Source organism: Collinsella aerofaciens (assembly GCF_015555045.1).
GTDB lineage: Bacteria > Actinomycetota > Coriobacteriia > Coriobacteriales > Coriobacteriaceae > Collinsella > Collinsella aerofaciens_W.
On sequence record NZ_JADNJQ010000014.1, the window covers coordinates 20,933 to 46,678 of the forward strand.

Consider the following 25,746-nt stretch of genomic DNA (forward strand, 5'->3'; position numbering starts at 1 on the left):
TAGTAAACCGGCATAGTTTTGTAACCGACAGGCCGAGTCGGCACCGCAGCAAACCTAATGACCCGTTTTCTTCCATCCTCAAAGGATCAAATGCATGGCAGGAGTGTCCCTAACTGCGGCAGATAAGGAACGTCCCCAAGTGCCGGGTAAACAGAAAAGCCCTGCTGCGGATAGCGGCAGAGCTTTTGGAAGGGGACTAAGTTGTACGGGCTCGTTAGGCGAGCTTGGCCTCGAGCTCGGCAATGCGCTTGTAGGCATCGATAGTAAAGCGGGCCTGCTTCTCCAGGATCATAGTGGTCATGAGAGTGTCCTGAGCGTGAGCCATGATGAAGGTCATCTCCATCTCGCCGCCGCCGGCCTCCTGCGAAAGCAGCTTGGTCTGCGTGTCGTGGGCGCCGATAAGCGCATCGCTGGCATCCTTGTGCAGCTGTTCGGCCTTCTCAAAATCACCCTCGCGAGCAGCATCGAGCGCTGCAAGCAGATCGGTCTGGGCGTCACCTGCGTATGCGACAATCTCGAATCCAACCATCGAGATTTCTTCTTTGGTTGCCATGTTGCGTTCCTTTCACATATGAACCAATGGAGAGCATCGCGTCCGGGCATACGCGCTGCGTTCTGTATGGCAGAAACATTAACATTCAAACAAAAAAGAACAACGCAAAACATAATTTCAAGCTACGAACGGTCAATTTTCGCCCGTGAACGGTTTCCTAACCATTTCGAACAATATCAAACATGATTAACGGAAACCCAATCAGGACCGCCCCCTAACGCAAATCGCGCACCGTATCGCCCTCTACGAGCACGCCAGGGATCAGCATGTGCTCCACGCCAGACACAACGCCCTCGGCGCCGGCGATTTTGTCGACCGCCCACATGCCGACGCGCCTGTTGTCGAAGCGCACGGTGGTCAGGCGACGATCGGGCACGATATCGCCCAGGCTGTCATCAACACCCACCACGCTCACGTCCTCGGGCACGCGCTTTCCGCGCGACTCGAGCCCGCGAATGCAACCGTAGGCCATGGCGTCGTTGGAGGCATAGATGGCAGTACAGGCCGGATCATCCGCCAGAGCCTGGCCTGCGGCATACCCACTCTGAGCCGTCCAATCGCCACGAACGAGTCGCGGCGGCTCAATGCCATGCGCACACAATGTCTCACGCCAGCCTTCCTCGCGCTGCATGCCCGAAAGCGAGCGCTCGGGGCATGAGATAAAGTGCACGGTCTTGTGCCCCTGCTCCAGCAAATACTCGACCACCTGGCGCGAGCAATCGAACTGGTCGTTATCGACCGTTGAACAGAGCGGGTGCTCCAGCATCGTAACGAGCACCGTCTGCATGCCGGGCAGCGGCTCGAAGGTGCCAAAGTCCGCCGGCATGCGATTCATGATCACGACCATGCCGTCTACCGGCAGCGCGCTCATACGCGACGATGCGCTCTCGAGGGTATAGGGATGTCCATCTACTTTAGTGAGGGTGATGGCATAGCCATGTTTGTCGGCCGCGGCGGCAAAGCCCTCCATACGGTCGAGGTTGCCGGTACCGGTAATGTTGAACATGGCAACGCCGACGGTCTTAAACTTGCCACGGCGCAGCGATCGACCGGCAAAATTGGGGCGATACCCCAGCTCGCGCATGGCGGCACGCACGCGTTCCTTGGTCTCGGGGCGCACACTGGGCGAATCGTGCACGGTGCGCGAGACCGTCTGCTCCGAGACGCCCGCGAGGCGCGCCACGTCTTTGACGGATACCGATTTTTTAACAGCGGCCATAGGTCGATCTTTCTATGTCAACGATGCCATTGGTGGCACCCTACGCAGTCAAATGAAACGTCTTCAAGTATATCTAACGCCTCCCCCACCATACGCTCACCACCCAAAACCTACCGTTCACCGACATTTTTGCTTCCCCGAACGGCTTTTGTCGACCAAATGTTAACGTTGCCATTGTGCAAACACAGAGCCACCGGGCGGCTCAAATGTTTACGCGTAAGGAATCGATGGTTCGCAGGCACAGGAACCACCGGTTCGCGTCTTTTTTTGTGTCGCAAAATGGCAACGTCAACATTTTGGCAACCGAACGCCAAAAGCTACCATCGTTGCTAACCCACCGACTCTTAGGAGCATTGCATGGAGCAACTCATCGCCATCATCGAAAAGGGCCAGCCCTTTTTCAACGCGATCGCCCGCAACAAGTACCTCAAGGCGATCCGCGACGGCTTTATCTCCGTCATCCCCATCATCATCTTCTCGTCCATCTTCTGCCTGGTAGCCTCGGTCCCCAACATCTGGGGTTTCTACTGGCCCGATGACATCAACAACGCCCTGTGGAAGTGCTACAACTACTCCATGGGCATCCTGGCCATCGCCTGCGCCGCCACCACGGCCAAGCACTTCGCCGACGCCCAGAACCGCGATCTGCCCAAGAACAACCAGATCAACTTTATCTCGTGCATGTGCGCGGCCATCATCGGCTTCTTGCTCCTTTCGAGCGACACCATCGCCACGGACGCTGCCAGCGGTTTCAACACCACCTACCTTGGTTCCAAGGGCCTGCTGACCGCTTTCATCGCTGCGTTTGTGACCGGCATCATCTACAAGTTCTTCATTAAGCGCAACATCACCGTCAAGATGCCCGAGCAGGTTCCGCCCAACATCTCGCAGACCTTTAAGGACATCATCCCCTTCTCCGTCTGCATCACCGTCTTTTGGGTTTTTGACATCGTCTTCCGCGCTGCTTTTGGCTTCTGCTTTGCCCAGGGCGTCATCCAAGTGTTCCAGCCCCTGTTCACCGCTGCCGATGGCTACATCGGCCTCGCTGTGATCTACGGCGCCATGAGCCTGTTCTGGTTCGTCGGCGTCCACGGCCCCTCGATCGTCGAGCCCGCCATCGCCGCCGCCCTTGTTGCCAACATGACCGACAACCTGGCCGCATTCCAGGCCGGCCAGCACGCTTCCGCTGTCCTGACCCAGGGTGCCCAGTACTTCGTCGTCTGCATGGGCGGCACCGGCGCCACGCTCGTCCTGGTCTTTATGTTCTGCTTCCTGGCCAAGTCCCAGGAGATGCGCGCCGTCGGTAAGGCCGCTATCGTTCCCGTGTGCTTTGCCGTCAACGAGCCGCTGCTGTTCGCCGCACCCATCGTGCTCAACCCCGTCTTCTTTGTCCCGTTTGTCTTTGCCCCGATCGCCAACATCTGGATCCTCAAGATCTTTATCGACTTCTTGGGCATGAACGGCTTTATGTACACCCTGCCCTGGACCGTCCCCGGCCCCATCGGTACCATCATGGGCCTGGGCTTCCAGCCGCTCGCCTTTGTGATGCTCGCCCTTATCCTGGTCGTCGACTTCGTTCTGTACTACCCGTTCTTCCGTGCCTATGACGCCCAGAAGTGCGCCGAGGAGGCCGAGATCTCCCAAGAGGAGCTCGCCGCCAAGAACGCCGAGAAGGCCGCCAAGCTCAACGATGCCTTCCAGGGCAAGGCTGACGCCAAGAGCGTTGCCGCCGGCGCTGCCGCCGAGGCCGTGAAGGCCGACGCTCCCGCCGCTTCTGCAGCACCCGCTGCCGAGGCAACGACCGCCAGCGACCTCAACGGCAAGCGCGTGCTCGTGCTCTGCCAGGGCGGCGGTACCTCGGGCCTACTCGCCAACGCGCTGGCCAAGGCTGCCAAGGAGCGCGGCATCAATCTTGAGACCGCTGCCGAGGCCTATGGCAACCACGTCGACATGCTCCCCGACTTTGACCTGGTCGTCCTGGCCCCGCAGGCCGCCAGCTACCTGGCCGACCTGCAGAAAGACTGCGAGCGCGTGGGCAACAAGTGCGTCGCCTGCCGCGGTAAGCAGTACATCGAGCTCTCCCAGAATGGCGATAAGTCTCTCGCCTTCGTGAGTGAACAGCTTTCGAAGTAAGTAACGCTTAGGGCCAGCCGACCATCCACAGCCGGCTGGCCCTTCGATTTAGACGATTGGATCATCATGTCCGTTAACCCTGCTAGCGTCACCAACCCGCCCGCGCAGTTTCCCGAGGACTTTGTCTTTGGCGGTGCCACTGCTGCCTACCAGGTAGAGGGCGAGACCCGTACCCACGGTAAGGGCAAGGTCGCCTGGGACGACTTCCTGGAGGCCCAGGGGCGCTTCTCCCCCGATCCCGCTTCGGACTTCTACAACCAGTACCCCGTCGATTTGGAGCTGTGCGAGGAGTTTGGCATCAACGGCATTCGCCTCTCCATCGCCTGGAGCCGCATCTTCCCCAACGGCACCGGCGAAATCAACCCCGAGGGCGTGCAGTTCTATCACGACCTCTTCGCCGAGTGCCACAAGCACCACGTTGAGCCGTTCGTCACGCTGCATCACTTCGATACGCCGCTTCCCCTCTTTGAGAAGGGCGACTTCCTCAACCGCGAGACCATCGATGCCTTTGTGGACTTTGCCACCTTCTGCTTTAAGGAGTACACCGACCAGGTGACCTACTGGTTCACCTTTAACGAGATCTGGGCCGACGCCTCCAACACTTACATCGAGGGCACCTTCCCCGGTGGCGTCAAGGCGCATCTTGCCGAGGCCTTCCAGTGCGAGCACAACATGATGCTCGCCCACGCCAAGGCCGTACTGGCCTTCCACAACGGCGGCTTTAAGGGCAAGATCGGCGTCATCCAGTCGTTGGAGTTTAAGTATCCGCTCAACGAGAACGACCCCGCCGACATCAAAGCCGCCAATAACGAGCACGTGCTGCAGAACCAGTTCTTGCTCGACGCCACCTTCCGCGGCGACTATGCTCCCGACACCCTCGAGTGCGCCAACCGCCTGGCTGCCGTCTCGGGCGGCACCATCGAGATCCCGGACGAGGATCTGAAAATCATGCGCGAGGCAGCGCTCTACAACGACTACCTGGGTGTCAACAACTACCAGTGCCGCTTCCTCAAGGCTTACGACGGCGAGAACGACCTGCACCACAACGGTACGGGCGAGAAGGGCACCGGCCGCTGGCGCGTCAAGGGTATTGGCGAGCATGTGAACAAGCCTGGCATCCCCACCACCGACTGGGACTGGATTATCTATCCCGAGGGTCTGTTCGATCTGCTCGTCTACATTAAGCAGCGCTACCCCAACTACAAGCAGATCTTCATTACCGAAAACGGCATGGGCTACAAGGACCCCTACAAGGACGGTTTTGTGGACGACCAGCCGCGCATCGACTACATCGAGCAGCACCTGCGCTGGCTGCTCAAGGCCATGGAGGTGGGCGTCAACGTGGGCGGCTACTTCTTGTGGAGCCTGCAGGATCAGTTCTCCTGGACCAACGGATACAACAAGCGCTATGGCTTCTTCTACGTTGACTTTGAAACCCAGAAGCGCACGCCCAAGGCAAGCGCCTACTGGTACAAGCACGTGGCGCAGACCCGTCGTCTGGACTAGCGGCTGGCGGGGTCGCCTGCCCACATAACCTGTCCCCATTTCTCAGCCGGGGGCGGCACGTCACACGGCGCGCCGCCCCCGGCCTTTTTTGGGCGGTTCGGGGGCCGCTTATCTCAATCTGTAACATCTAGCCGAGTTTTTGGGTCCAAGCTGTTACAGATTGAGACGAACAGGATTGCTCTTTCCGAAGAATCTAAATCTGTAACACGTAGCCCGCTTTTGACCGTCTACCTGTTACAAATCGAGACAAACGGAGTAGGACCTAACCCCGTATGTCCCTAACAGTCGAGCGTTCGACCAGCGTACTCGGCACATGAATCGCCTCGATAGACGAGCTCTCTCCAATCGCCGCCTCAAACGCAAGCTTACCGACACCGCGCAAATCAAATCGCAGCGTCGTCAGCCGATTGTGAGGAACAAGTCCCTCGAGTGCGTCGTCGATACCAACCACGCTCACGTCGTCGGGCACGGACAGGCCCGCGTTCTCGAGCGCGGCGATAACGCCCAGCGCCATCTGGTCATTTGCCGCAAGCACGGCAGTCGGCGCCTGCGACCCGCCGGCAAGCACCTCGGCCGCAATCCGCTCGCCCATGGCGTACCCACTGTCCGCACTCCAATCGCCACGCAGCATCGGAGCGGCATCGACATGAGCACGACCCAGCGTATCGCGCCAACCGGCCTCACGAAAACGCGAGGAAATCGAGTTTTCCGGACCCGCCACAAACCGCATATTCGAGTGACCATGTTCCAGCAGATAATTGGTCAACAGCTCGCACGAACCATACTGGTCGGAGTCGATCGTCGTGCAGCGCGGATGCGCATACATGGACAGGATGACCGTTCGCACTCCCGGCTGGGGAACAAACTCCTCAAAATCGGGAGCCATGCGGTTCATGTTGAGAATCATGCCGTCGACGGGTCGCTCGACCATGCGGCGCGAGGCATCGGCAAGTGCATAGGGCTTGTCGCCGCCCATCTCGATCATAGTGACGGCAAAATCGTGCTCGCGCGCCGCTTGCATGATACCCTCGAGCGTCGCCAGGTTACCGACACGTGTGATGTTGTACATGCACAGGCCAATAGAACGATACGACCCGCCGCGCAACGCCGCTCCAGCAAAATTGGGACGAAAGCCCAGCTCTTCCATGGCGGCCAGCACACGCTTGCGCGTCTTTTCCGTCACGTTGGGCATACCGTTGACCACGCGAGACACAGTCTGGCGGCTCACGCCAGCGAGCGCCGCAACCTCTGCCGCGCTCGCCGAACGACCATTCCTTGTCTGCTGATCCATGCCTTCCACGCTAACCTGCTTCCCAACTATTCCCCGCGCCCATGGCGCATCGTACATACATTGATAACGTGCTCATGATACCCGAGCCATATACCACAACATGAAAACTTCTGTCAATCAAAACCGCTTACCGAACAAATACAACCGTTCGCGGCTGTTTGAAGTTGTTTTGTTTCTATACATCCCAGCCGGATGTTAACGTGCTCATTGTCAAATGTTCACGTGCTCATTTTGGTTCTAATCATTTTAAGATAGTGTTTATCGGGCTTTTTCACCGCTGAACGCTAACCAGGGAGCCTCCTGAGCGCAAACGCACAATATCGAACAGCGAGACGAGAGGGTGTATGCATATGTCTTTGCTAAACCGCGTACAGCAGCTGCCGAAGGGCTTTGTTTGGGGCGCCGCAACCGCCGCGTACCAAACGGAAGGTTCCACGAAGGTGGCAGGCAAGGGTAAGACCATGTGGGACGATTACCTTGTCGCCCAGGGTCGCTTTTTGCCCGACCCGGCCAGTGATTTCTACAACCGCTACGAGGAGGATATCCGCCTTTCTGCCGAGCATGGACTCAACGCCATTCGTGTGTCCATCGCCTGGACCCGCATCTTCCCCAACGGCGACGATGCCGAACCCCTCGCCGAGGGCGTTAAGCACTACCATGAGCTGTTCGCCTGCTGCAAAAAGTATGGCGTCGAGCCCTATGTGTCCCTGCATCACTTTGACTCCCCCGCCGCCCTGTTCAACCAGGGCGACTGGCTCAACCGCAAGACCGTCGACGCCTATGTGCGCTATGCCGAGTTCTGCTTCCGCGAGTTCCGCGAGGTCAAGAATTGGTTCACCATCAACGAGCTCATCAGCCTCTCGCACTCCCAATACATCCAAGGCAACTTCCCGCCCAACCATCACTTTGATGTGACGAGCGGCATCCAGAGCCAGCACAACGAGCTCGTTGCCCACGCCCGCGCCGTCAACCTGTATAAGGATCTTGACGAGACCGAGCACCTGGGCGGACGCATTGGCATGGTCAACGTCCTGACGCCGGCATATCCTGCCACCGACTCGCCCGCCGACCAGCACGCCGCCGACCTGTACAACGCCTTCTACACCGACTTTATCATGGACGGCGCCTTCCTGGGTCACTACTCCGCGCGCACCCTCTCACTCATCAACGAGATTCTGCGTGCCAACAACGCCACACTTACGGTTGAGGACAGCGACATGGAGGAGCTCGCCAAGGCGGCGCCCCGCAACGATATGTTCGGCCTCAACTACTATCAGTCGGCGTTTATCGCCGCCTACGATGGCGAGTCAACCAACAGCTTTAACGGCACCGGAGACAAGGGCACCTCGTGCTTTAAGTTTAAGGGCGTCGGGCAGCAGGTCGATATGCCGGGTATCCCCACCACCGACTGGGATTGGCTCATCTACCCGCAAGGCCTCTACGACACGCTCAAGCACATCAGCGCCACCTATCCCAACCTCCCCGTCATCTATATCACCGAAAACGGCCTGGGCCACAAGGACCCCGAGCCCGACGCAAACGGCATCGTCGCCGATCCCGAGCGCATCGACTTTGTCGACCAGCACATGGAGAAGGTGCTCCAGGCGCGCGCCGAGGGCGTCGACGTCCAGGGCTACTTTATCTGGAGCCTGCAGGACCAGTTCTCGTGGGCCAATGGCTATAACAAGCGCTACGGCCTGTTCTACATCGACTTCGACACGCAAAAACGCTACATCAAGCAGTCGGCACTCTGGTACAAGGAGCTCGCCGACACTATGGCGGACGTGCAGTAGCGCATCGCCTCGCTTTCCCCCGAGAGGGGAGCGGCCCTATGCGATACAAACCCAGCCGCTCCCCTCTCTCCCCCTGGGACCGACCCCGCCTGCACCCGGGCTTTTAGCAAGCGGGAGACCATATAGGTTTTCAACGTCCATGCCATTAAGATTTCATGCAAAGAGGAGCGTGAACTATGGAATCGATCGTTAAGTTCTTGGAGAAAGGTCAGCCGTACTTCGACAAGGTCTCTAAGAACATCTACCTTCAGGCCATTAAAGACGGCTTTTTGGCAGCAATGCCCATCATCCTGTCTTCTTCTGTCTTCCTGCTTATTTCGACCCTGCCGGGCGTTGTCGCCACGGTCGGCGGCTTTACGCTGCCCGACTGGTGGAACGTCGACGTCGTGAACTTCTGCAACAAGGTTTACAACTTCACGATGGGCGTCGTGGGCATCATGGTCGCCGGCACCACCGCAAGCGCGCTGACCGGCTCCAAGAACCGCCGCATGCCTGCCGGCAAGGCCATCAACGCCACGAGCACCATGGTCGCCGCCATGTGCGCTATGCTCATCTTGGCCGTTACCCAGACGAGTGCCAAGATCGACGGCGCCGATGTCTCGGTGTTCTTTACCGACAACATGGGCACCAAGGGCCTGCTGAGCTCCTTTGTCGCCGCATTTGCCACGGTCAACATCTATGCCTTCTGCATTAAGCGAGACATCACCATCAAGCTGCCCAAAGAAGTCCCCGGCGCCATCGCCCAGAACTTCCGCGACATCTTCGCCTTCAGCTTCTCCATCCTGTTTGTCGCCGTCATCGACGTTATCTGCCGCACCTGCTTGGCCGTCCCGTTTGCCAACGTCATCTCCACGCTGGTGAGCCCGCTGTTCGCCGCTGCCGATTCCTACGCCGGCCTCGCCCTCATCTGGTTCATGATCCCGCTGTTCTGGTTCATGGGCATCCACGGCCCCTCGGTCGTTAAGCCTGCCCTCAACGCCGCGCTGTTTGGCAACATCACCACCAACCTCGCCACGCTGCAGGCCGGCGGTCACCCCGCCCTCGCCCTGACCGAAAACTTCGGTAACTACATCGGCGAACTCGGCGGCACCGGCGCCACGTTCATTGTCCCGATCATCTTCCTGCTCTTTATGCGCTCCAAGCAGCTCAAGGCCGTCGGCAAAGCCTCTGTCGTGCCCGTGATGTTCGCCGTCAACGAGCCGCTGCTGTTCGCCGCGCCCATCATCCTCAACCCGTACTTCCTGATCCCGTTCCTGTTTGCCCCCGTGGCCAACGTCCTCATTGGTAAGTTCTTCATCGACTTTTTGGGCATGAACGGCTTTATCTATGCCATGCCGTGGGCACTCCCCGGACCGATCGGCACCTTCATCGACACCAACTTCCAGCCGATCTCTCTGGTCCTGGTTGTCGTCCTGCTGGTCGTTGACTTCTTGATCTACTACCCGTTCTGCAAGGCCTACGACAACGTCCTGTGCAAGCAGGAGGCCGAGACCCTGGCCGAAGAAGAGGCCGAGGAGACCAAGGCCGTCAAGACCGCTGCCGCCCCCGCCGTTGAGGCTCCTGTTGTCGAGACCGCTTCTGCCACCGAGGCCTCCGCAGCTCCGTCCGCCCTTAAGGGCAAGGATCTGAGGGTTCTGGTTCTGTGCGCTGGCGCCGGCACCTCTGCACTGCTCGCCAACGCGCTTAAGGAAGGCGCCGACGAGCTGGGCATCGACATTACCGCCAACGCCGGTGCCTACGGCAGCCACTACGCCATCATGGACCAGTACAACGTCATCGTCCTGGCTCCGCAGGTTCGCACCTATTACAACGAGATGAAGGCCGACACCGACCGCCTGGGCATCACGCTGCTGTCGCCCAAGGGCAAACAGTACATCGACCTCACTAAGGATCCCAAGGGTGCCGTCGCCTGGATCGAGGAAAACCTCGAGGCATAAGACGCTGACACCACCTGCCGCTTGCAGACAATAAATGGCCCGTGCATCGATGTGTGATGCGCGGGCCATTTTGTTTAGACCGCACCCGTCCTCCTGTTCATCTCAATCTGTAACATCTAGCCGAGTTTTTCGGTCCTAGCTGTTACAGATCGAGATGAACAGAACGCCCGAGCAGAAATATCTCAATCTGTAATGTTTAGCCGAGTTTTTGGGTCCTAGCTGTTACAGATTGAGACAAACGGAATAGGCCGAGCACGTCTACGCCCGCAAATCCCGCACGCTCGCACGCTCGACCAACACGCCCGAGACAAGCGTACGGCTTCTGGAACTTGGGGCTTCCAGACCTGCGACGACCTCGTTAAGCGCACGGACGCCCAGCTCGCGGTGGCGAAACTTCACCGACGTCAGAATCGAGTTGGGAATCGTCTTGTAGAGCTCATCGTCGAAGCCGATCACGGACACGTCGTCGGGCACACTGAGCCCCTTGTCACGTAGAGCCATCATCACGCCGTTTGCCATGCAGTCGTTAGCAGCGAGGACCGCCGTGCAATCGGGCTTATCGGCAAGCACAAGGCCCGCAGCATAGCCACTATCCGCATTCCAATCGCCTTGCAGAGGCTCGGGCGGCTCAATGCCACGCGCCTCGAGTGCCGCACGCCAACCTTTCATACGGCACTGGCTCGACAGCGACTCTTTCTTACCAGAGACGAAATACACGTTCTTGTGCCCGCGATTTAAGAAGTGCTCGCACGCCATGCGCGCACCACCCTCTTGATCGTCACTAACGGTAGAGCAGGTAGGATGTTCCATCGGCGTGATAATCACCGTCTTGAGGTCTTTCGGTGCCTCAAACGTATCAAAGTCATCGACCATCTGACGCAGGTTGAAGATCATGCCATCAACAGGCAGCTGCGACATCCTGCGCGCTGCGTCGGCAAGGGTCACCTTCTCCCCCGCGCACTTCTTAATCATCGTGAGCGCAAAGCCGCGTTCTTCGGCGGCATCGGCGATACCGTCAATCATGTCCACGGCGCCGCCCGACAAGTGGAACATCACCACGCCGATGCACCCGTAACGGCCCAACTTGAGTGAACGCGCGGCAAAGTTAGTTCGAAACCCGAGCGCCTCCATTGCGGAATGGACCTTATCGCGTGTCGACTCTCGCACGCTATCGGGCTCGTTGATCACGCGCGACACCGTCTTGAGAGAAACGCCCGCAGCAACTGCCACATCGTTCATTGAGACATTTTTCTTGTCCATCGTTGCCACTACTTCTCCAGTCGGTTTTGCATCGCTTGTTTTTTGCGTTCTAGCATACACTACCTGCCCGACTGACAAATCAGCCGTTTATCGGACAATATCGACCGTTCACCCGTAAATCCTTGTTGCTCTTCCAAAAATGTCTTACGTTGTCATTAACGAAATGACAACGTTGTCATTTCACAATGCCTTCCTTGAGCAGGAAGGTTTCCGGGCAGTCCTGACCATCCATCGACGACCAGTTCCATCCACATGCATCGCGCATCAAGTAGCAAAGGAGCTCTATGGACGCCATCGTAAAGATGCTCGAAAAGCATCAGCCGTTCTTTGAGAAGATCTCGAGGAACATCTACCTCCAGGCTATTAAGGACGGATTCCTTGGGTGCATGCCCATCGTCCTCACCTCTTCGATTTTCCTGCTCATTGCCACCCTTCCCGGCGTAGTCGGCATCACGCTGCCCCAGCCGCTCATCGACTGGTGCAACAAGCTGTACAACTTCACCATGGGCGTCATGGGCATCATGGTTGCCGGCACCACCGCCAAAAACTTCACGGCTTCCATGAACCGTCGCATGCCCGCCGGCAAGGTGCTCAACGACGGCTCCACCATGGTGGCCGCCCAGTGCAGCATGCTGCTGCTCGCTGTTACGCAGTTCACCACCAAGTTCGACGGCTCCGAGCTTTCGGTCTTCGATTGCACCAGCATGGGTACGCGCGGTCTGTTCTCGGCCTATATCGCCGCGTTCATTACCGTGTGGGTTTATAAGTTCTGCGTCTCGCGCGATCTGACCATTAAGCTGCCCAAGGAGGTCCCGGGCGCCATCGCTCAGAACTTCCGCGACATCATCCCCTTTGGCGGCGCCGTCATTATCTGCGGCATCATCGATGTCGTCGTGCGCAACCTCATGGGCGTTCCGTTCTCCGAGCTGCTCATCAAGCTGCTCTCCCCGCTCTTCACTGCAGCAGAGACCTACCCCGGACTCATCCTTATTCAGGCAGCCACCGCGTTCTTCTGGTTCATCGGCGTCCACGGCCCCTCGATCGTCCAGCCGGGCATCGACCCCATCCGTCTTGCCAACCAGGCCGAGAACCTGCAGGTTCTGCTGGCCGGTGGTCACCCCGCCCACTCCCTCACCTTTAACATGTCGCTCGTGGGTGAGTTCGGCGGCACCGGCGCCACGTTCATCGTGCCGCTTCTGCTGATTCTCTTTATGAAGTCCAAGCAGCTCAAAGCCGTCGGTAAGGCCTCGATTGTTCCTGTTGCCTTCGCCGTCAACGAACCGCTGCTCTTTGGCGCGCCGATGATCCTTAACCCCTACATGCTCATCCCCTTTGTTGCCGCCGGCTGCGTCAACGTGAGTGTTGCCAAGTTCTTTATCGACAACGTGGGCATGAACGGCTTCTCCTTCGTGGTGCCTTGGGCTACCCCTGCCCCCATCGGCATCTTCATCACCACAAACTTCCAGCTTATCGCCCTGGTGTTTGTCGCGATTATCATCTTGCTGGACGCCATCATTTACCTGCCGTTCTTGAAGGCATACGATAAGCTGCTCTGCGACCAGGAGGCCGAGCGCGCCGCCGAGCTGGGTCTTGAGTCCGATGGTGCCGCTTCCATCGCCGCCAACGCCCCTGCGCCCGCTGTCGAGCAGGCTACCGCTTCCGTCGAGCCGACCGCCGCTGCCGCCGACAGCAAGCCTGTCGCCGATCAGCCCGAGCCCGCCGCCGACGTATCCGCTAAGAAGGACGTCGATGGCCTGAAGGTCCTCGTCCTGTGCGCCGGCGCCGGCACCTCTGCCATGCTTGCCAACGCCATCAAGGAAGGTGCCGCACAGACCGGAGAGAACATCGCTTCCTCCGCAGGCGCCTATGGCCAGCACACTGCCATCATGGATCAGTACGACGTTATCGTGCTCGCCCCGCAGGTTCGTAGCTACTACAACGACATGAAGGCCGACACCGATCGCCTGGGCATTAAGCTGCTCGCTCCGCGCGGTAAGGAATATATCGACCTTACTCGCGACCCCGCCGGCGCCATCAAGTGGCTCCGCGAGAACCTCGACTAGTTCCTCCCTCTGTTGGTGCCCGGATCCCCAGTTCGGGCACCTCTCCCTATTCGTATCCCACAGAAAGGATGACTCATGACCAACCCCATGCAGTTCCCCGACGGCTTTGTGTTTGGCGGCGCCACCGCCGCTTACCAGGTTGAGGGCGAGACCCGCACGCACGGCAAGGGCAAAGTACCCTGGGACGATTTCCTGGCAGCTCAGGGTCGCTTCTCCCCCGACCCCGCAAGCGATTTCTACAACAAGTACCCGGTCGATATCGACCTGTGCCAGCGCTTCGGCATCAACGGTATCCGCGTCTCCATCGCTTGGAGCCGCATCTTCCCCAACGGTACTGGCGAGATCAACCCCGAGGGTGTTGCCTTCTATCACGAGCTCTTTGCCACCTGCAATAAAGCCGGCGTTATCCCCTATGTCACGCTCGATCACTTCGATACGCCCGAGGCCTTTTACCAGAACGGCGGCGAGGGTTTCCTGACGCGCACGACCATCGACGCCTTCGTCGAGTACGCCAAGTTCTGCTTTGCCGAGTTCACCGAGGTCAAGCACTGGTTCACGTTTAACGAGATTCCCGCAACCGCCGAGGGCAGCTTTATCGTCGGCAACTGGCCGCACGGCGAGAAGTACCGCCTGGACAAGGCCTTCCAGCTCATGCACAACATGATGGTGGCCCACGCCAAGGCTGTCGTCGCCTTCCATGAGGGCGGCTTTGAGGGCGAGATCGGCATTGTCCAGAACCTGGAGCCCAAGTATCCCCTCGATCCCAACAGCGCTGCCGACTGCGAGGCCGCCCGCATGGCCGACGTCATCAACAACCGCTGGGTACTCGACGCCACCTTCCGCGGCCACTATGCAGCCGACACCATGGAGGCTGCGACCAAGCTGGCCCATATCGCCGGCGGCGAGCTTGACGTCCGCGACGAGGACATCGCCGCGCTGACCGCCGCGCTCCCCTACAACGATTGCCTGGGCGTCAACACCTACAAGTGCCAGTTCCTGCGTGCCGCCGAGGGCGAAAACGACATCAACCACAATGGCACCGGCGACAAGGGCTCCTCTCGCTGGTTCCTCAAGGGCGTGGGCGAGTCATGCGTGCGCGAAGGCGTACCCACCACCGATTGGGACTGGATCATCTATCCCGAGGGCCTGTACGACCTGCTGCTCCGCATTAAGAACGATTACCCCAACTACAAGAAGATCTACATCACTGAGAACGGCATGGGCTATAAGGACGACTTTGAGGACGGCTTTATCGACGACGCCCCTCGCATCGACTACATGCGTCAGCATCTCGCGTGGATCCTCAAGGCAATCGACGGCGGCGTGAACGTCGACGGCTACTTTGTGTGGTCGCTGCAGGATCAGTTCTCCTGGACCAACGGCTATAACAAGCGCTATGGCCTGTTCTACATCGACTTTGAGACCCAGAAGCGCTATCCCAAGGCGAGCGCGTACTGGTACAAGAACGTCGCGGAGACCGGCCTGCTCATGGCCTAACTTTTGCCGCATACCCCCTGTCGGCCGCATGTGAAATCCTCCACGGGTTCGCATGCGGCCTTTTTGTTTTGGCTCGGCCCGAGCAGGCCATTTGTCTCGATCTGTAACATCTAGCAGGGATTTTCGGCCCCAATTGTTACAGATTGAGATGAACGGGGGCACCCGGTTCGAAATATCTAGATCTGTAACATCTGACTCGCTTTTAGCCGTCTAACTGTTACAGATCGAGACAAAGACGATGGCTGGGTAGACAAAATCTCAATCTGTAACACCTAGTCGAGTTTTTGGATCCTAGTTGTTACAGATTGAGACAAATACACAGGACAATCCTCTCAATCTCAATCTGTAACATCTGGTTGGCGATTTCACCCCTACCTGTTACAGGTTGAGACAATTTGATAGTGGAGTCCTCATTTACGCGTCATATCGCGTAGCGCTCACGCGTTGATTCCCCACAATGACAGGAGGTAAAAGTCCTCCCGCATCGCCTGTTGGCAATCCCATAGCGTTAGCTAGCAGATGACCTGCGTGTGTTCCTCGATGGCGGCACGATTCTCGGCGGCGATACCCGGTTCGCACACCACGGCATCCAGGCTGTCCAAGCGACAAAAGGTGTAGAAGTCGCGCTTGCCGATCTTGCTGGAATCGGCGATCAGATAGCGTGAGTCGGCCTTGCTAAAGGCGAGCTGCTGGATACGGCCCTCGTCCATATTGGACGTAGACACATCGCCATCCAGAATGCCGTTGGCACCGATAAACGCCGCGTCGATACCCAGTGCACGCAGGGTATCCTCGGCCGTTGGTCCCACAAAAGCGGCGGTGCGGCGACGGTACATACCACCCACGAGGCACAGGTCGCAATCTTCGCGCGCCTCGAGCAGGTTAAACACCGAAAGCGAGTTAGTCACGATGCGCAGGCGAAATGCCGGCAGCATCGAAGCCATCTGCTCAACCGTGGTGCCCGTACCCAAAAAGATGGTCGAGCCCTCCTCGATAAGCTCCACAGCGCGGCGCGCGATCTGCATCTTTTCCTCGGCATGCTTAGTGCGCTTTTCGCTGTGCGAATACTCATGGCGCAACATAGCGTGGGGACGTCCCTGTGCACTACGGGCGCCGCCGTGCACGCGCTCGATCTCGCCCAGGCTCGCAAGTTCCTCAAGGTCGCGGCGAATCGTCATATCCGAAACGCCCAGCGCATCCGAAATCTCCTTGACCGAGACCGTGCCCTGCTCTTCGAGCAGCTGACGAACCTTATCCTGTCGTTCTGCCTTAATCACGATGAATCCTCGCCGTTCTTTGCGCGCATATCATTCAAACAGTAACGAACAAATTGTATCAGACTCGCGCGCGTCAAAAATCAACGCCCGCACAGCTCCAATCATCACTTTTTTGGGAAAAATACCCCCTGCTTTAGTGGGGTGTAGTGATAATCTCGCCTGTTCGCGCTACAGTTTGTCCGAAATACCTCGATGTTAGGAACCAAATGATCACTTCCGAGCTTTTCGGCACCGCGCCGTGCGGTACCTCCGTTCATCGTTACACCCTCAACGGGCCCGAGATCTGCGTTCGCATTATGGACTATGGCGCCACCGTGCTGGGTATCGATGTGCCCGATATTCCCGGCAACGTGCGCGATGTTGTGCTGGGCTTCGATAAGCTCGAGGATTACTTTGACAACCCCGCCTGCTTTGGCGCGACCATCGGTCCCGTGGCAAACCGCACCGCGGGTGCCACGATCACCATCGACGGCACGGACTGGCACATGCCGGCCAACGAAGGCGTCAACAACCTGCACAGCGATCTTGAGCATGGTCTGCACAAGCGCGTATGGGACGTTGAGCTCGACGAGACTCACAACGCCGTGCGCATGACCACCTCGCTTAAGGATGGCGAGCTGGGCCTGCCCGGCAACCGAACCTTTACGGCTGTCTTTACCGTTACGCGCACCGGCGTCTTCCGCATCGAGTATGGTTGCGAGAGCGACCGCGCCACCTACGTGTCCATGACCAACCACACGTACTTTAACCTTGCCGGCCATAACGCCGGCATGGACTGCGAGCACTTCTTTGTTGCTAACGCTGCTCACTACCTGCCCATTAACGAGCAGAATATCCCCACCGGCGAAATCGCTCCGGTCGAGGGAACGCCGTTTGACTTCCGCGAGCTGCGCCCCGTCGCGCCTGGCATGGAAGCCGACGACCCGCAGATTAAGCAGGCCCGTGGCTACGATCACTGTCTGTGCATCGATGGCTATCAGTACGGCCGTAATCTGCGCCGCGCGATGCATGTTGAGGAGATGTGGACCGGCCGCGAACTGGACTACTACACCACCGCCCCGGGCGTGCAGCTCTACACCGGCAACTGGCTGGGCGACGAGCATGCCAAGGACGATGCCAACTATGGCTGGGGCGCCGGATTTGCCCTCGAGGCAGAGATGTACCCCGACACGCCGCACCAGCCGCTGTTCCCGCAGGGCATTGTGGGCCCGGGTCACCCCTACAGCAATGTGATCGAATATCACTTTATGAGGCACTAAGCCCACAACGCGACATATCGCACAGCAGCGCCCGCCGGCACCACCGCCGACGGGCGCTTTTTCATCTTTTGGGCTCATTTTCGCTGTGACTGTATGAGTGACATATCAAAACTATGCCCATTTACTACGTTTAGCCCAGGATGCTCGACCATGCACCGGTTTTTGTTAAATTCGCGAGCCGTCTACCTGCGGTTTTGTTTTACCCAAATTCGACATGCTCGGCGATAGCCGATCAAACGTAGTAAACGGACATAGTTTTTGACAGGCGGCATCGCCGCGTCCCTCGCAAGGGCAAAATGATCCGTTTTCCTCCGTCCCCAAGGGATCAGTTGAACAGATTGCCGATGGGGTCGGGGGCGGAACTGGGGAGATAGCGGATTTCTAGCTCTATGCCGAGCGCCTGCAGTTCTTTGAGGGCAGCAACGTCTGCGTCGCTCACGGCAACCGCGGGCGTTATGGGGCGCTTGCCCTCCCCTGCCTGCATATGGCCAATGCTGATCTTGGTGATCGGCACTCCACCCTTAACCAGCGCGAGTGCATCCGTGGGCGACGCCACCATGATGAGAATCCATTGGCGCGGCGTTGCGGTATGAATGATGTCGACAGTCCTTTGCACCGAGAAAAACCGCGTCCAGACACCCTCGGGTGTCGCCACCCTCATAGGGGCCCACTTGCGCGAATCAGCCGCAATCTCATCGTTGACGATTAAAACAAGGTTGGAACCCACGACTTCGTTCCACGGCTCAACGTCTTGCCCGTAAATAAACCGGTCATCGATGCGTGTGAGAAGAATCTTGGGTTGAGCCATCGCCACCCCATTCTGTTTGAGACCCGTAAGAGCAAGACATCACGTCTCCAATATTAGTGCATTTAAAGTGAGAAAAGCCGTCAGAACACTTGCGCGGATTTGCGATGTCCCGTATCATAGACAGCCGTTGACGCCTCAGTTGCGTCATTACATGGCCGCCAGCGTAGCTCAGTTGGTAGAGCACCGCTCTCGTAAAGCGGGGGTCACCGGTTCGAGCCCGGTCGCTGGCTCCATTGCACAAGATAGTCGCCTTCGGGCGGCTTTTTTGTTGCCGATTTCGAGCGCGCATCCGCCAATCCAAGCACAACGCCGTCGGCAACTCCCCTACTCAACAACAAGCCCCGCCAACCGCAATCCCCAAGGGGACCGCGATCAGCGGGGCTCAAACGCGTTCCCCAAGGGAAATCACGCTAGCTCACGAGCAGTTCGTTACTCTTCCCAGTAAGCATCTGCAAGCAGCTTAAAGCAAATCTTCTTGACCGGCTGCGCGCCATCGCCCGGGAACTCGAGCGTGGGCATGTGAGGCTCGCCGGCAACAAACAGCGCAAACTTGTCGTCAGCAAGATCGCCGGCGATCGAGGCGTCGGAATCGACCAGATCGTAGTCGTCCTTCTCGTCGAACTCCTGGACCAGCGTCAGGCTGCCCGTGGCAACCTTAAAGGCCTCGCGACCCTCGACGTCGATCTGCAGGTCGTGATAGCGCTGATGCGTCTCATAGTGAGCCTCGGCTTCGGGACGCGTCGTGGGAGCCATGACGTTCGCAAAGACCTTGTCGCCCAGAATCGGATGGCTGCCGACCTCGAGCTTCGCCGGATCGTTCTCCTCGAGCCAATCGATCAGCACGTCGAGGCCCTTGAGCATTCCACGGTACTCCTCGATATCGCCCAATGCACCGTAAATCATCTAAATCCCCTCTCGGATCGTTTCTTTGGCGGCTACTCGGCAAACGCATTACCGACGCTGTTGCCACCCACATGCGTCTCGACCAGGGTAAGGTCGGGATTGAACACGACAGTGTCGGCGTCGCGCCCCGGCATAATGCTACTGCACTTGTCGTCGGCTCCAACCACAAGCAAACAACCGATGCCGAGGCCGCTGCACAAGCTCCTACAGCTCGGTCACGACAACGCCGTTGTAAACCTCGTCCCAACGATCCATAACCAAGTGGCCAGTCATGGGATCCATGGCATTGAGCTTGCCGCAGGTGTTGGCGGTACGCAGGACCGTCTCGTCATCCGCGCCAGCAGCAATCGCATGTGCGAAGCCGGCAATGGTCGAATCGCCAGAGCCCGTGGCGTTAACGGCAGGGATATCGGGCGTCTTCGCGCGGAACGCACGGCCATTGTGGAAGCCCACGGAGCCGGCAGCGCCCATGGACACGACGACCCAGGGGATATCGGAGAAGCGGGCGTCAGAAGCGAGCGCGGCGCGGAGCTCGTCCACATCGTCGGTGGTAAAGCTCGTGCCCAGAAGGCCGTTGATCTCGGTCAGGTTAGGCTTGACCAGCTCGGGCTTAATTTCGGACTTAAGGGCGACCTCGAGCGAAGCACCCGAGGTATCGAGCAGCACCTTGGCGCCGGCGTTCTCGGCAATGCCCGTGATCTTGGCGTAGTAGTCCGCCTCGACGCCGCGGGGCAGCGAACCCGAGATGGTAACGACATCGGCCTTACCCGCAAGCTCGGTAAACTTGGCGGTAAAGGCATCGAGCTCCTCGGGGGCAATCGTCGGGCCGCTCTCGAGCAGCTCGGTCTGGTTGCCAGCATGAAGGATGTTGAGGCAGATGCGGGTCTCGCCCTTGATGGGCACAAAATCATTCTTAATGCCATTGGCATCCATGAGCTCGGCCATATAGGCGCCCATATGACCACCAAGCAAGCCGGTTGCCACGACATCGTCGCCCAGCTGGCCCAGGACGCGGGCCACGTTGAGGCCCTTACCGCCGGCGGTCTTTTCGGGCGTCACGCGGTTGACGTCGTCGATAATGAGCTCATCGAGCTGATAGCGCGTATCGACGGACGGGTTCATCGTAACGGTGAGGATCATTTCTAGCTCCTTATCTCGCAGGCTCCTTATGCCTTGCAAAACGAATTGGCTACATGCGACTACAGAATCTCGATTGTGAACGAGCGCACGATGGTTTCTTTGGGCTTGGCGATAAGGCAGCCGCGCTTGTGCTCAAGCACGTCGTCCTCATCGGAGCAGGTCGAAAGACCGCCCCAGGGCTCAACTGCCACAAAATCACCCTCGGGCTTGCTCCACACAATGAGGTACGGGAAGCCCTCAAAGCTCAGGCGAACACCCTTGTCCTCGCCCTTTTTGGAAAGCGTGACCTGACGGCTCTCGAGCACGTCAAAGATGGTCTCCGCAAAATCGAAGAGCTCATGTGACAGAGGCAGCGTCTTTCCCACCATGGGGTTCTTGGAGCGGTTGGTCACGTCAATCAAGCCAGTCGAGGGGACGGCAGTGCAAAGCTCAGCAGCCTCGTCTTTCTCAAAACGCAACTCGTAGTCCGTATAGGCCTCGCCCTCATCGAGCGGGCACCTAAAGCCGGGGTGTCCACCGATAAAGAAAGGCATGTCCTCGGTGCCCTCGTTGGTAACCTCATAGGAGACGCGCACGGCGGCGTCCTCGAGCGTATAGCGGGCGACAAGCTTAAACGGATACGGATAATCGCTCAGCAGCGCGGCGTTATCCTCCGAAGCCAGGCACATCGCCAGCTCGTTCTCGCTCTGGCTCAGCAGCTTCCACTCCTGTTTGCGCGCAAACCCATGGCGGGCGAGCTTCACATGATGTCCGGCAAACGTCATGGCGCTGTTATCGCGCAAACCTCCGCAAATCGGGAAGCAAATCGGTGCCTGGCCGGACCACACGGCGGGATCGCCCTGCCACAAGTACTCGCGACCTCCAGCCTCAATCGAGGTAAACGAACCACCGGCCGTGGAGACCTTGATAGAAATCGAATCGTTGGAGAGAGCGTATTCCATTGTCCATCCTTTCGAACAACTGCTTTTTGCTCGCAAGAACCCGTCTCGGCCCTGACCAAAGGACAAACCCGCACGTTCATCGATGCGTCCGGTTTCCCAGCCATTCAACGGGGTACCATACAGACATTGATGCAATTACAGCTGAAAGGCCTTCTTATGCGAACCATCATCCTTTATGCCTCACACCACCACGGCAATACGAAAAAGCTCGTGGACGCCATCGTCGAGGCGCACCCCGAGATCGATACCCTCGACGTGAAGTCACTCGGTAAAAACGAGTACCCCGACCTGCACGAATACCATCTGATCGGTGTCGCCACGGGCATCTATTACTCCGAGATCGACAAGGACATGGCACGCGTGCTCACGAACGTGCTGCAGCCGCAGGACAAGGTGTTTGGCCTTATGACCTACGGTGGCAAAAACAAGTGGTACGGCAAGGATATCGATGGCATCTGCCGCATGAGGCAGGCCATCTTTATGGGCGTCTACGGCTGTCCCGGCTTTGATACGTGGGGGCCGTTCAAACTCACCGGCGGCGTCCAGAAGGGACACCCGACCGCTGAGGAAATTAAGGGCGCCGTCGACTTCTTCGACAAGATCGAAGACGAGTATGGCGACATCATCGTCGAAGAGTACGCCAAGCGCGAGAAGCGTCTAGCATACGAAAAGGAGCATCCCGCGGGGGGTCTTGTGGCCGGCGTCAAGCGCACGGCAAAGAAGATCGTTAACAAGCTGTAACTGTTAAGGTGCTTTTGAGCGTTTAACCCATACGGCGGGTCCGAGCAGATTCGGGCCCGCCGTCTTTTTCTATCGTTAATCGGTAAAGGCGTTGCCGACGCTCTGGCCGCCAACATACGTCTCGACGAGGGTGAGCTCATGGTCGAACACGACAAAGTCGGCGTCGCGACCCGGCATGATGCTGCCGCACTTATCCTCGATGTGCGTAGAGCGAGCCGGCACCTCGGTTGCCATGCGAATGGCGATATCAGCGCTGGCGATGCCCCAATCGACAATGTTCTTGACGCCCTGGGCAAGCGTGAGCACCGAGCCGGCAATGCTTTTGCCGTCGGCGAGCCAGCACAGGTTGTCCTTCATGATGACGTCCATGCCACCACTGGTGTAGCTGCCCTCGGGCATGCCGCCGCAGCCCAGGCAGTCGGTGATGAGCACCGTGTGCTGCCAGCCCTTTGCCTGCAGCAGTGCCTTGATGGCGGCAGGGTTTACGTGCTTGCCGTCACAGATGATCTCGGCGTAGGTCTCGGGCGTGGACATGGCAGCACCCACGACACCGGGCTCACGGTGATGCAGACCGCGCTGGCCGTTATAGGTATGCGTAAAGCAGCTGGCACCGGCATTGATAGCGGCGATGCACTCATCGTAGGTGGCGTCGGAGTGACCGATGCTGGTCACCACGCCCTTGGCGTTCAGAGCAGCCGCATAAGCAGCGGCACCGTCGCGCTCGGCGGCCATGGCGCTCTTAACGATGCGACCGCCCGCAGCCTCCTGCCACTGGTCGAAAACCTCCTCGGAGGGGTCAATCAGGTAAGCGGGGTTCTGCGCGCCCACGTGCTTCATGGTAAAGAAGGGGCCCTCCAGGTAGATGCCCTGAATGCGGGCACCGCAGAAGTCGGGGCCGCGGCCCTCGTCCGCCTTGGCGATAGCAGCGCAGGCGTCCTTGATCTGTTCGACGCCATCGGTGAACGTCGTGGGCAGCCAGCTGGTGGTACCGCGACGGGCGAGCTCGGTTGAGCTGATATCGATGCCCTCGGGATCGTTATCGGTAGTTGAGTGGTTGTAGAAGCCATGGATGTGAGTATCGACCATACCCGGTGCGATCCACGATCCCGTGTAGTCCTTAATCTCGCAAGAGGGCTCGTCGGCCTGCCAGGCGCCAAAAACGCCATCCTCGACCATAAGATAGCCGCCCAGTTGCGGGCCTGCCGGCAAGAAGAACTTGTCAGCCTTAATTGCGTACGTGCTCATATGCACTCCTCGCTTCTAAAGCAGTTGACTGTGGTAATGCTTATACCCAGCTCACGTAAAACAAAAAGCGCCCGCCCGCCGTTATGAGCGGACGGGCGCCCTTACAGGGGGACGCGATTAAGCGGTGAAGGGGTGAATCGTCACGCCCTTAACCACGCGGTTGACCGTGCCGGTGGGGCTCGGCGTATCGGGCGTGTTGCCCACGCGGACGGAGTTGAGCAGGCTGATAGCCTGGGCAAACATCACGAACGGCAGAGCAAGGTAACCCTCGGGAAGTGCCTCGTAGCCCTTAAAGGTGAAGGACTCACCCTCATAGACGGTGGCACCTTCCTGCTGAACGGCGATGGTGTGCTGAGCGATCTCGTCGCCACCGATCTCGTTGAGGATGTCGATGTCGTACTGACGGGTGTAGGCGTCGTTGTTGACGAACACGAAGACGAGCGTCTTATCGTCGACGAAGGACTTAGGTCCGTGACGATAGCCCATGGAGGTGTCGTAGGAAGTAGCGACCAGACCGTGAGCGAGCTCGAGGATCTTGAGCTGGCTCTCCTGAGCAAGGCCACCGAAGGAGCCAGAACCCAAGTAGGTCACGCGGTTGAAGTCGCCAGCCAGGTAATCGGCGATTTCGGGCTCACGGGAGATGACCTCCTCGCCCATCTTGGCGATGGTCTCGACCCACTCGGCCTTCTGCTCGTCAGAGGCAGTGTCGAAAATAAGGGTGGAGAGCAGGGTCATGCAGGAATAAGAACCGGTCATGGCGAAGCCCTTGTCGTTGGCGCGCGGGATGAGCAGCGTCAGCGCATTGGGATCATCGGCAGACTCGACGGCAAGCTTGCCCTCGGGAGCGCAGGTGATGTTGAGGAACTTGACGTTGTGGACGAGCTCCTTGGCAACGGCAACGGCGGCAAGGCTCTCGGGGCTGTTGCCAGAGCGGGCAAAGGAAACCACGAGCGTGGGATCCTCGGCGCGCAGGAAGTCGCGCGGGGCGCTCACGATGTCGGTCGTGGCGATGGGCTTAAAGTCGTAGAGATCAGTGTTGCCAGCGTGACGCAGGTACGGGGCGCAGGTATCGCCAACGTAGTCGGACGTACCGGCACCGGTGAAGACAACGGACAGACGACCCTCGCCCATAGCGCGAGCCTCGGCCAGGAAGGCCTCGATGGCCTCCTTGTTCTCGCGATAGATGTTGAGCGTATCACGCCAAAGCTCGGGCTGCTGAGCAATCTCGGCCGTGGTGATCTGGGCGCCGAGCTCGGTGAGCTCCTCGACACTCTTCTCGAACATTTCTAATACCTCTCTCTAGAAGTAATCCTCTGACGTGCAATTATACACTTCGGTTGGTTATCTGGTAGTAACCAGTTAAATGCAAAGAATCACCATATGGAAACGATGCGAGCACTAGTTACTGCGCTGGTGGTAAACCTTGTATTTGAACTGATCGGCACGAGCAACCGAGAGTGTGTACTCCACTACCTCGTTTGACTCGTTATACGTAGTCCTGACCAAATCGAGCACAGGCGAGCCCTCGACAATTCCCAAAAGGTGGGCATCGGTGGGACGGGCTATGCTCGCATAGAACTCCTCTTCGGCCACGCGAATCTTTTGCTGAAAGTCCTGCTCAATCACATCGTAAAGCGGCTTACGCTCCAGCAGCGGTCGCTTTAGGGACAGAAATTGACGAACCGGTAGATAGCTGCGTTCGACCATCATGGGCATGTTGTCGGCAGAACGAAGGCGCTTGAGCTTAAAAATGCGATCACCGATGCGCAATCCCATATGCTCGGCCAGATTCTTATCGGCCTCCATCTCGCAAAACTCGAGAATCGTGGTCTCGGGTTCTCGACCCATCGCGCGCATCTGCTCGGTAAAGCTGTAGGACTGCATAAGATTGGTTGCTTTTGCCGAACGGTCGGTCACAAAGGTACCGCGACCGTGCTGCCGAACCACCAGTCCTAAACGCTCCAGTTCCTGCAGAGCCAGGCGTACCGTAGTGCGCGAGAGACCATAGCGCTCCGAAAGTTCGCGCTCGGAAGGAATCATGTCACCGGCGCGATATTCATGGTCAATCTTTTCGGTCAGAATATCGACCAGCTGATCGTACAGCGGTTGCTTACGCGCTCCGATCGCCATCCTATCCTCCCTTTTGCTCGAATTCGGCTAACTACCTAGGGCGTTATGCA

20 protein-coding genes and 1 tRNA gene are annotated in these 25,746 nt (G+C 58.5%); 9 read left to right on the top strand and 12 right to left on the bottom strand.

The annotated features are described in order from the left end of the window. Positions 1 to 214 precede the first annotated feature (214 nt). Together I2E45_RS06065 and I2E45_RS06070 are read right to left on the bottom strand one after the other, a co-directional pair. Positions 215 to 553 carry a PTS lactose/cellobiose transporter subunit IIA gene (locus tag I2E45_RS06065; protein ID WP_055252615.1) on the bottom strand — a complete coding sequence of 113 codons (339 nt, stop codon included), beginning with the start codon at positions 551 to 553 and terminating at the stop codon, positions 215 to 217. Positions 554 to 767: 214 nt separating this feature from the next. Then, complete coding sequence (locus I2E45_RS06070; protein ID WP_195445019.1) at positions 768 to 1,772, bottom strand: LacI family DNA-binding transcriptional regulator; 1,005 nt, start codon at positions 1,770 to 1,772, stop codon at positions 768 to 770. 357 nt (positions 1,773 to 2,129) lie between these two features. On the opposite strand from I2E45_RS06070, the gene I2E45_RS06075 reads away from it, so the two are divergent. After that, positions 2,130 to 3,905 (top strand): lactose/cellobiose PTS transporter subunit IIB, encoded by a 1,776-nt coding sequence (locus tag I2E45_RS06075; protein WP_195445021.1) that lies wholly within the window; start codon positions 2,130 to 2,132, stop codon positions 3,903 to 3,905. 66 nt (positions 3,906 to 3,971) lie between these two features. Then, positions 3,972 to 5,411 carry a 6-phospho-beta-galactosidase gene (lacG, locus tag I2E45_RS06080; protein ID WP_195445024.1) on the top strand — a complete coding sequence of 480 codons (1,440 nt, stop codon included), beginning with the start codon at positions 3,972 to 3,974 and terminating at the stop codon, positions 5,409 to 5,411. Positions 5,412 to 5,673: 262 nt separating this feature from the next. Here lacG (I2E45_RS06080) and I2E45_RS06085 read toward each other — a convergent pair whose 3' ends face one another. After that, the gene (locus I2E45_RS06085; RefSeq protein WP_040358938.1) at positions 5,674 to 6,702 is read right to left on the bottom strand and encodes a LacI family DNA-binding transcriptional regulator; all 1,029 of its coding nucleotides are present in this window, start codon (positions 6,700 to 6,702) and stop codon (positions 5,674 to 5,676) included. Between the two features lie 350 nt (positions 6,703 to 7,052). Between I2E45_RS06085 and lacG (I2E45_RS06090) the strand changes: the two genes are divergently transcribed. Then, positions 7,053 to 8,495, top strand: coding sequence for a 6-phospho-beta-galactosidase (gene lacG, locus I2E45_RS06090; protein WP_195445027.1), 1,443 nt, complete (start codon positions 7,053 to 7,055; stop codon positions 8,493 to 8,495). A 176-nt stretch (positions 8,496 to 8,671) separates the two neighbouring features. After that, the gene (locus tag I2E45_RS06095; RefSeq protein ID WP_022094682.1) at positions 8,672 to 10,432 is read left to right on the top strand and encodes a PTS lactose transporter subunit IIBC; all 1,761 of its coding nucleotides are present in this window, start codon (positions 8,672 to 8,674) and stop codon (positions 10,430 to 10,432) included. Between the two features lie 258 nt (positions 10,433 to 10,690). Here the strand turns inward: I2E45_RS06095 and I2E45_RS06100 are convergent, their stop codons facing one another. Continuing rightward, a complete protein-coding gene (locus I2E45_RS06100) occupies positions 10,691 to 11,692 on the bottom strand; it encodes a LacI family DNA-binding transcriptional regulator (RefSeq protein WP_195445029.1) in 1,002 nt (333 codons plus the stop codon). 284 nt (positions 11,693 to 11,976) lie between these two features. Here I2E45_RS06100 and I2E45_RS06105 point away from each other — a divergent pair, with 284 nt between their 5' ends. Both I2E45_RS06105 and lacG (I2E45_RS06110) read left to right on the top strand, forming a co-directional pair. Then, entirely contained in the window at positions 11,977 to 13,755 is a 1,779-nt protein-coding gene (locus I2E45_RS06105; protein ID WP_195445032.1) for a PTS lactose transporter subunit IIBC, read from the top strand. A 75-nt stretch (positions 13,756 to 13,830) separates the two neighbouring features. After that, entirely contained in the window at positions 13,831 to 15,252 is a 1,422-nt protein-coding gene (gene lacG / locus I2E45_RS06110; RefSeq protein ID WP_229058862.1) for a 6-phospho-beta-galactosidase, read from the top strand. A 512-nt stretch (positions 15,253 to 15,764) separates the two neighbouring features. Here lacG (I2E45_RS06110) and I2E45_RS06115 read toward each other — a convergent pair. Then, the gene (locus I2E45_RS06115; RefSeq protein WP_271742261.1) at positions 15,765 to 16,529 is read right to left on the bottom strand and encodes a DeoR/GlpR family DNA-binding transcription regulator; all 765 of its coding nucleotides are present in this window, start codon (positions 16,527 to 16,529) and stop codon (positions 15,765 to 15,767) included. 206 nt (positions 16,530 to 16,735) lie between these two features. On the opposite strand from I2E45_RS06115, the gene I2E45_RS06120 reads away from it, so the two are divergent. Further along, a complete protein-coding gene (locus tag I2E45_RS06120) occupies positions 16,736 to 17,788 on the top strand; it encodes an aldose epimerase family protein (protein ID WP_195445034.1) in 1,053 nt (350 codons plus the stop codon). A gap of 325 nt (positions 17,789 to 18,113) precedes the next feature. Here the strand turns inward: I2E45_RS06120 and I2E45_RS06125 are convergent, their stop codons facing one another. Further along, positions 18,114 to 18,596, bottom strand: coding sequence for a PTS system mannose/fructose/N-acetylgalactosamine-transporter subunit IIB (locus I2E45_RS06125; RefSeq protein ID WP_195445036.1), 483 nt, complete (start codon positions 18,594 to 18,596; stop codon positions 18,114 to 18,116). Between the two features lie 157 nt (positions 18,597 to 18,753). On the opposite strand from I2E45_RS06125, the gene I2E45_RS06130 reads away from it, so the two are divergent. After that, positions 18,754 to 18,829: transfer RNA gene (locus I2E45_RS06130), tRNA-Thr, on the top strand. Between the two features lie 196 nt (positions 18,830 to 19,025). On the opposite strand, the gene I2E45_RS06135 is transcribed toward I2E45_RS06130, so the two are convergent. The 3 genes from I2E45_RS06135 to I2E45_RS06145 form a co-directional block, all read right to left on the bottom strand. Then, positions 19,026 to 19,499 carry a YhcH/YjgK/YiaL family protein gene (locus tag I2E45_RS06135; RefSeq protein WP_117629886.1) on the bottom strand — a complete coding sequence of 158 codons (474 nt, stop codon included), beginning with the start codon at positions 19,497 to 19,499 and terminating at the stop codon, positions 19,026 to 19,028. A gap of 204 nt (positions 19,500 to 19,703) precedes the next feature. Further along, positions 19,704 to 20,639, bottom strand: coding sequence for a hexose kinase (locus tag I2E45_RS06140; protein WP_195445039.1), 936 nt, complete (start codon positions 20,637 to 20,639; stop codon positions 19,704 to 19,706). A gap of 59 nt (positions 20,640 to 20,698) precedes the next feature. Next, positions 20,699 to 21,580: an aldose 1-epimerase family protein gene (locus tag I2E45_RS06145; RefSeq protein WP_195445042.1), complete on the bottom strand. Its 882-nt coding sequence runs from the start codon at positions 21,578 to 21,580 to the stop codon at positions 20,699 to 20,701. 156 nt (positions 21,581 to 21,736) lie between these two features. Between I2E45_RS06145 and I2E45_RS06150 the strand changes: the two genes are divergently transcribed. Beyond that, a complete protein-coding gene (locus I2E45_RS06150) occupies positions 21,737 to 22,321 on the top strand; it encodes a flavodoxin domain-containing protein (RefSeq protein WP_225093927.1) in 585 nt (194 codons plus the stop codon). 75 nt (positions 22,322 to 22,396) lie between these two features. Here I2E45_RS06150 and nagA read toward each other — a convergent pair whose 3' ends face one another. The 3 genes from nagA to I2E45_RS06165 form a co-directional block, all read right to left on the bottom strand. Further along, on the bottom strand, positions 22,397 to 23,566 hold the full coding sequence (gene nagA, locus I2E45_RS06155) for an N-acetylglucosamine-6-phosphate deacetylase (RefSeq protein WP_195445044.1): 1,170 nt from the start codon (positions 23,564 to 23,566) through the stop codon (positions 22,397 to 22,399). A 117-nt stretch (positions 23,567 to 23,683) separates the two neighbouring features. Next, the gene (gene agaS / locus I2E45_RS06160; RefSeq protein ID WP_035137674.1) at positions 23,684 to 24,850 is read right to left on the bottom strand and encodes an SIS domain-containing protein; all 1,167 of its coding nucleotides are present in this window, start codon (positions 24,848 to 24,850) and stop codon (positions 23,684 to 23,686) included. 114 nt (positions 24,851 to 24,964) lie between these two features. Beyond that, positions 24,965 to 25,696: a GntR family transcriptional regulator gene (locus tag I2E45_RS06165; protein ID WP_022094608.1), complete on the bottom strand. Its 732-nt coding sequence runs from the start codon at positions 25,694 to 25,696 to the stop codon at positions 24,965 to 24,967. Positions 25,697 to 25,746 lie beyond the last annotated feature (50 nt).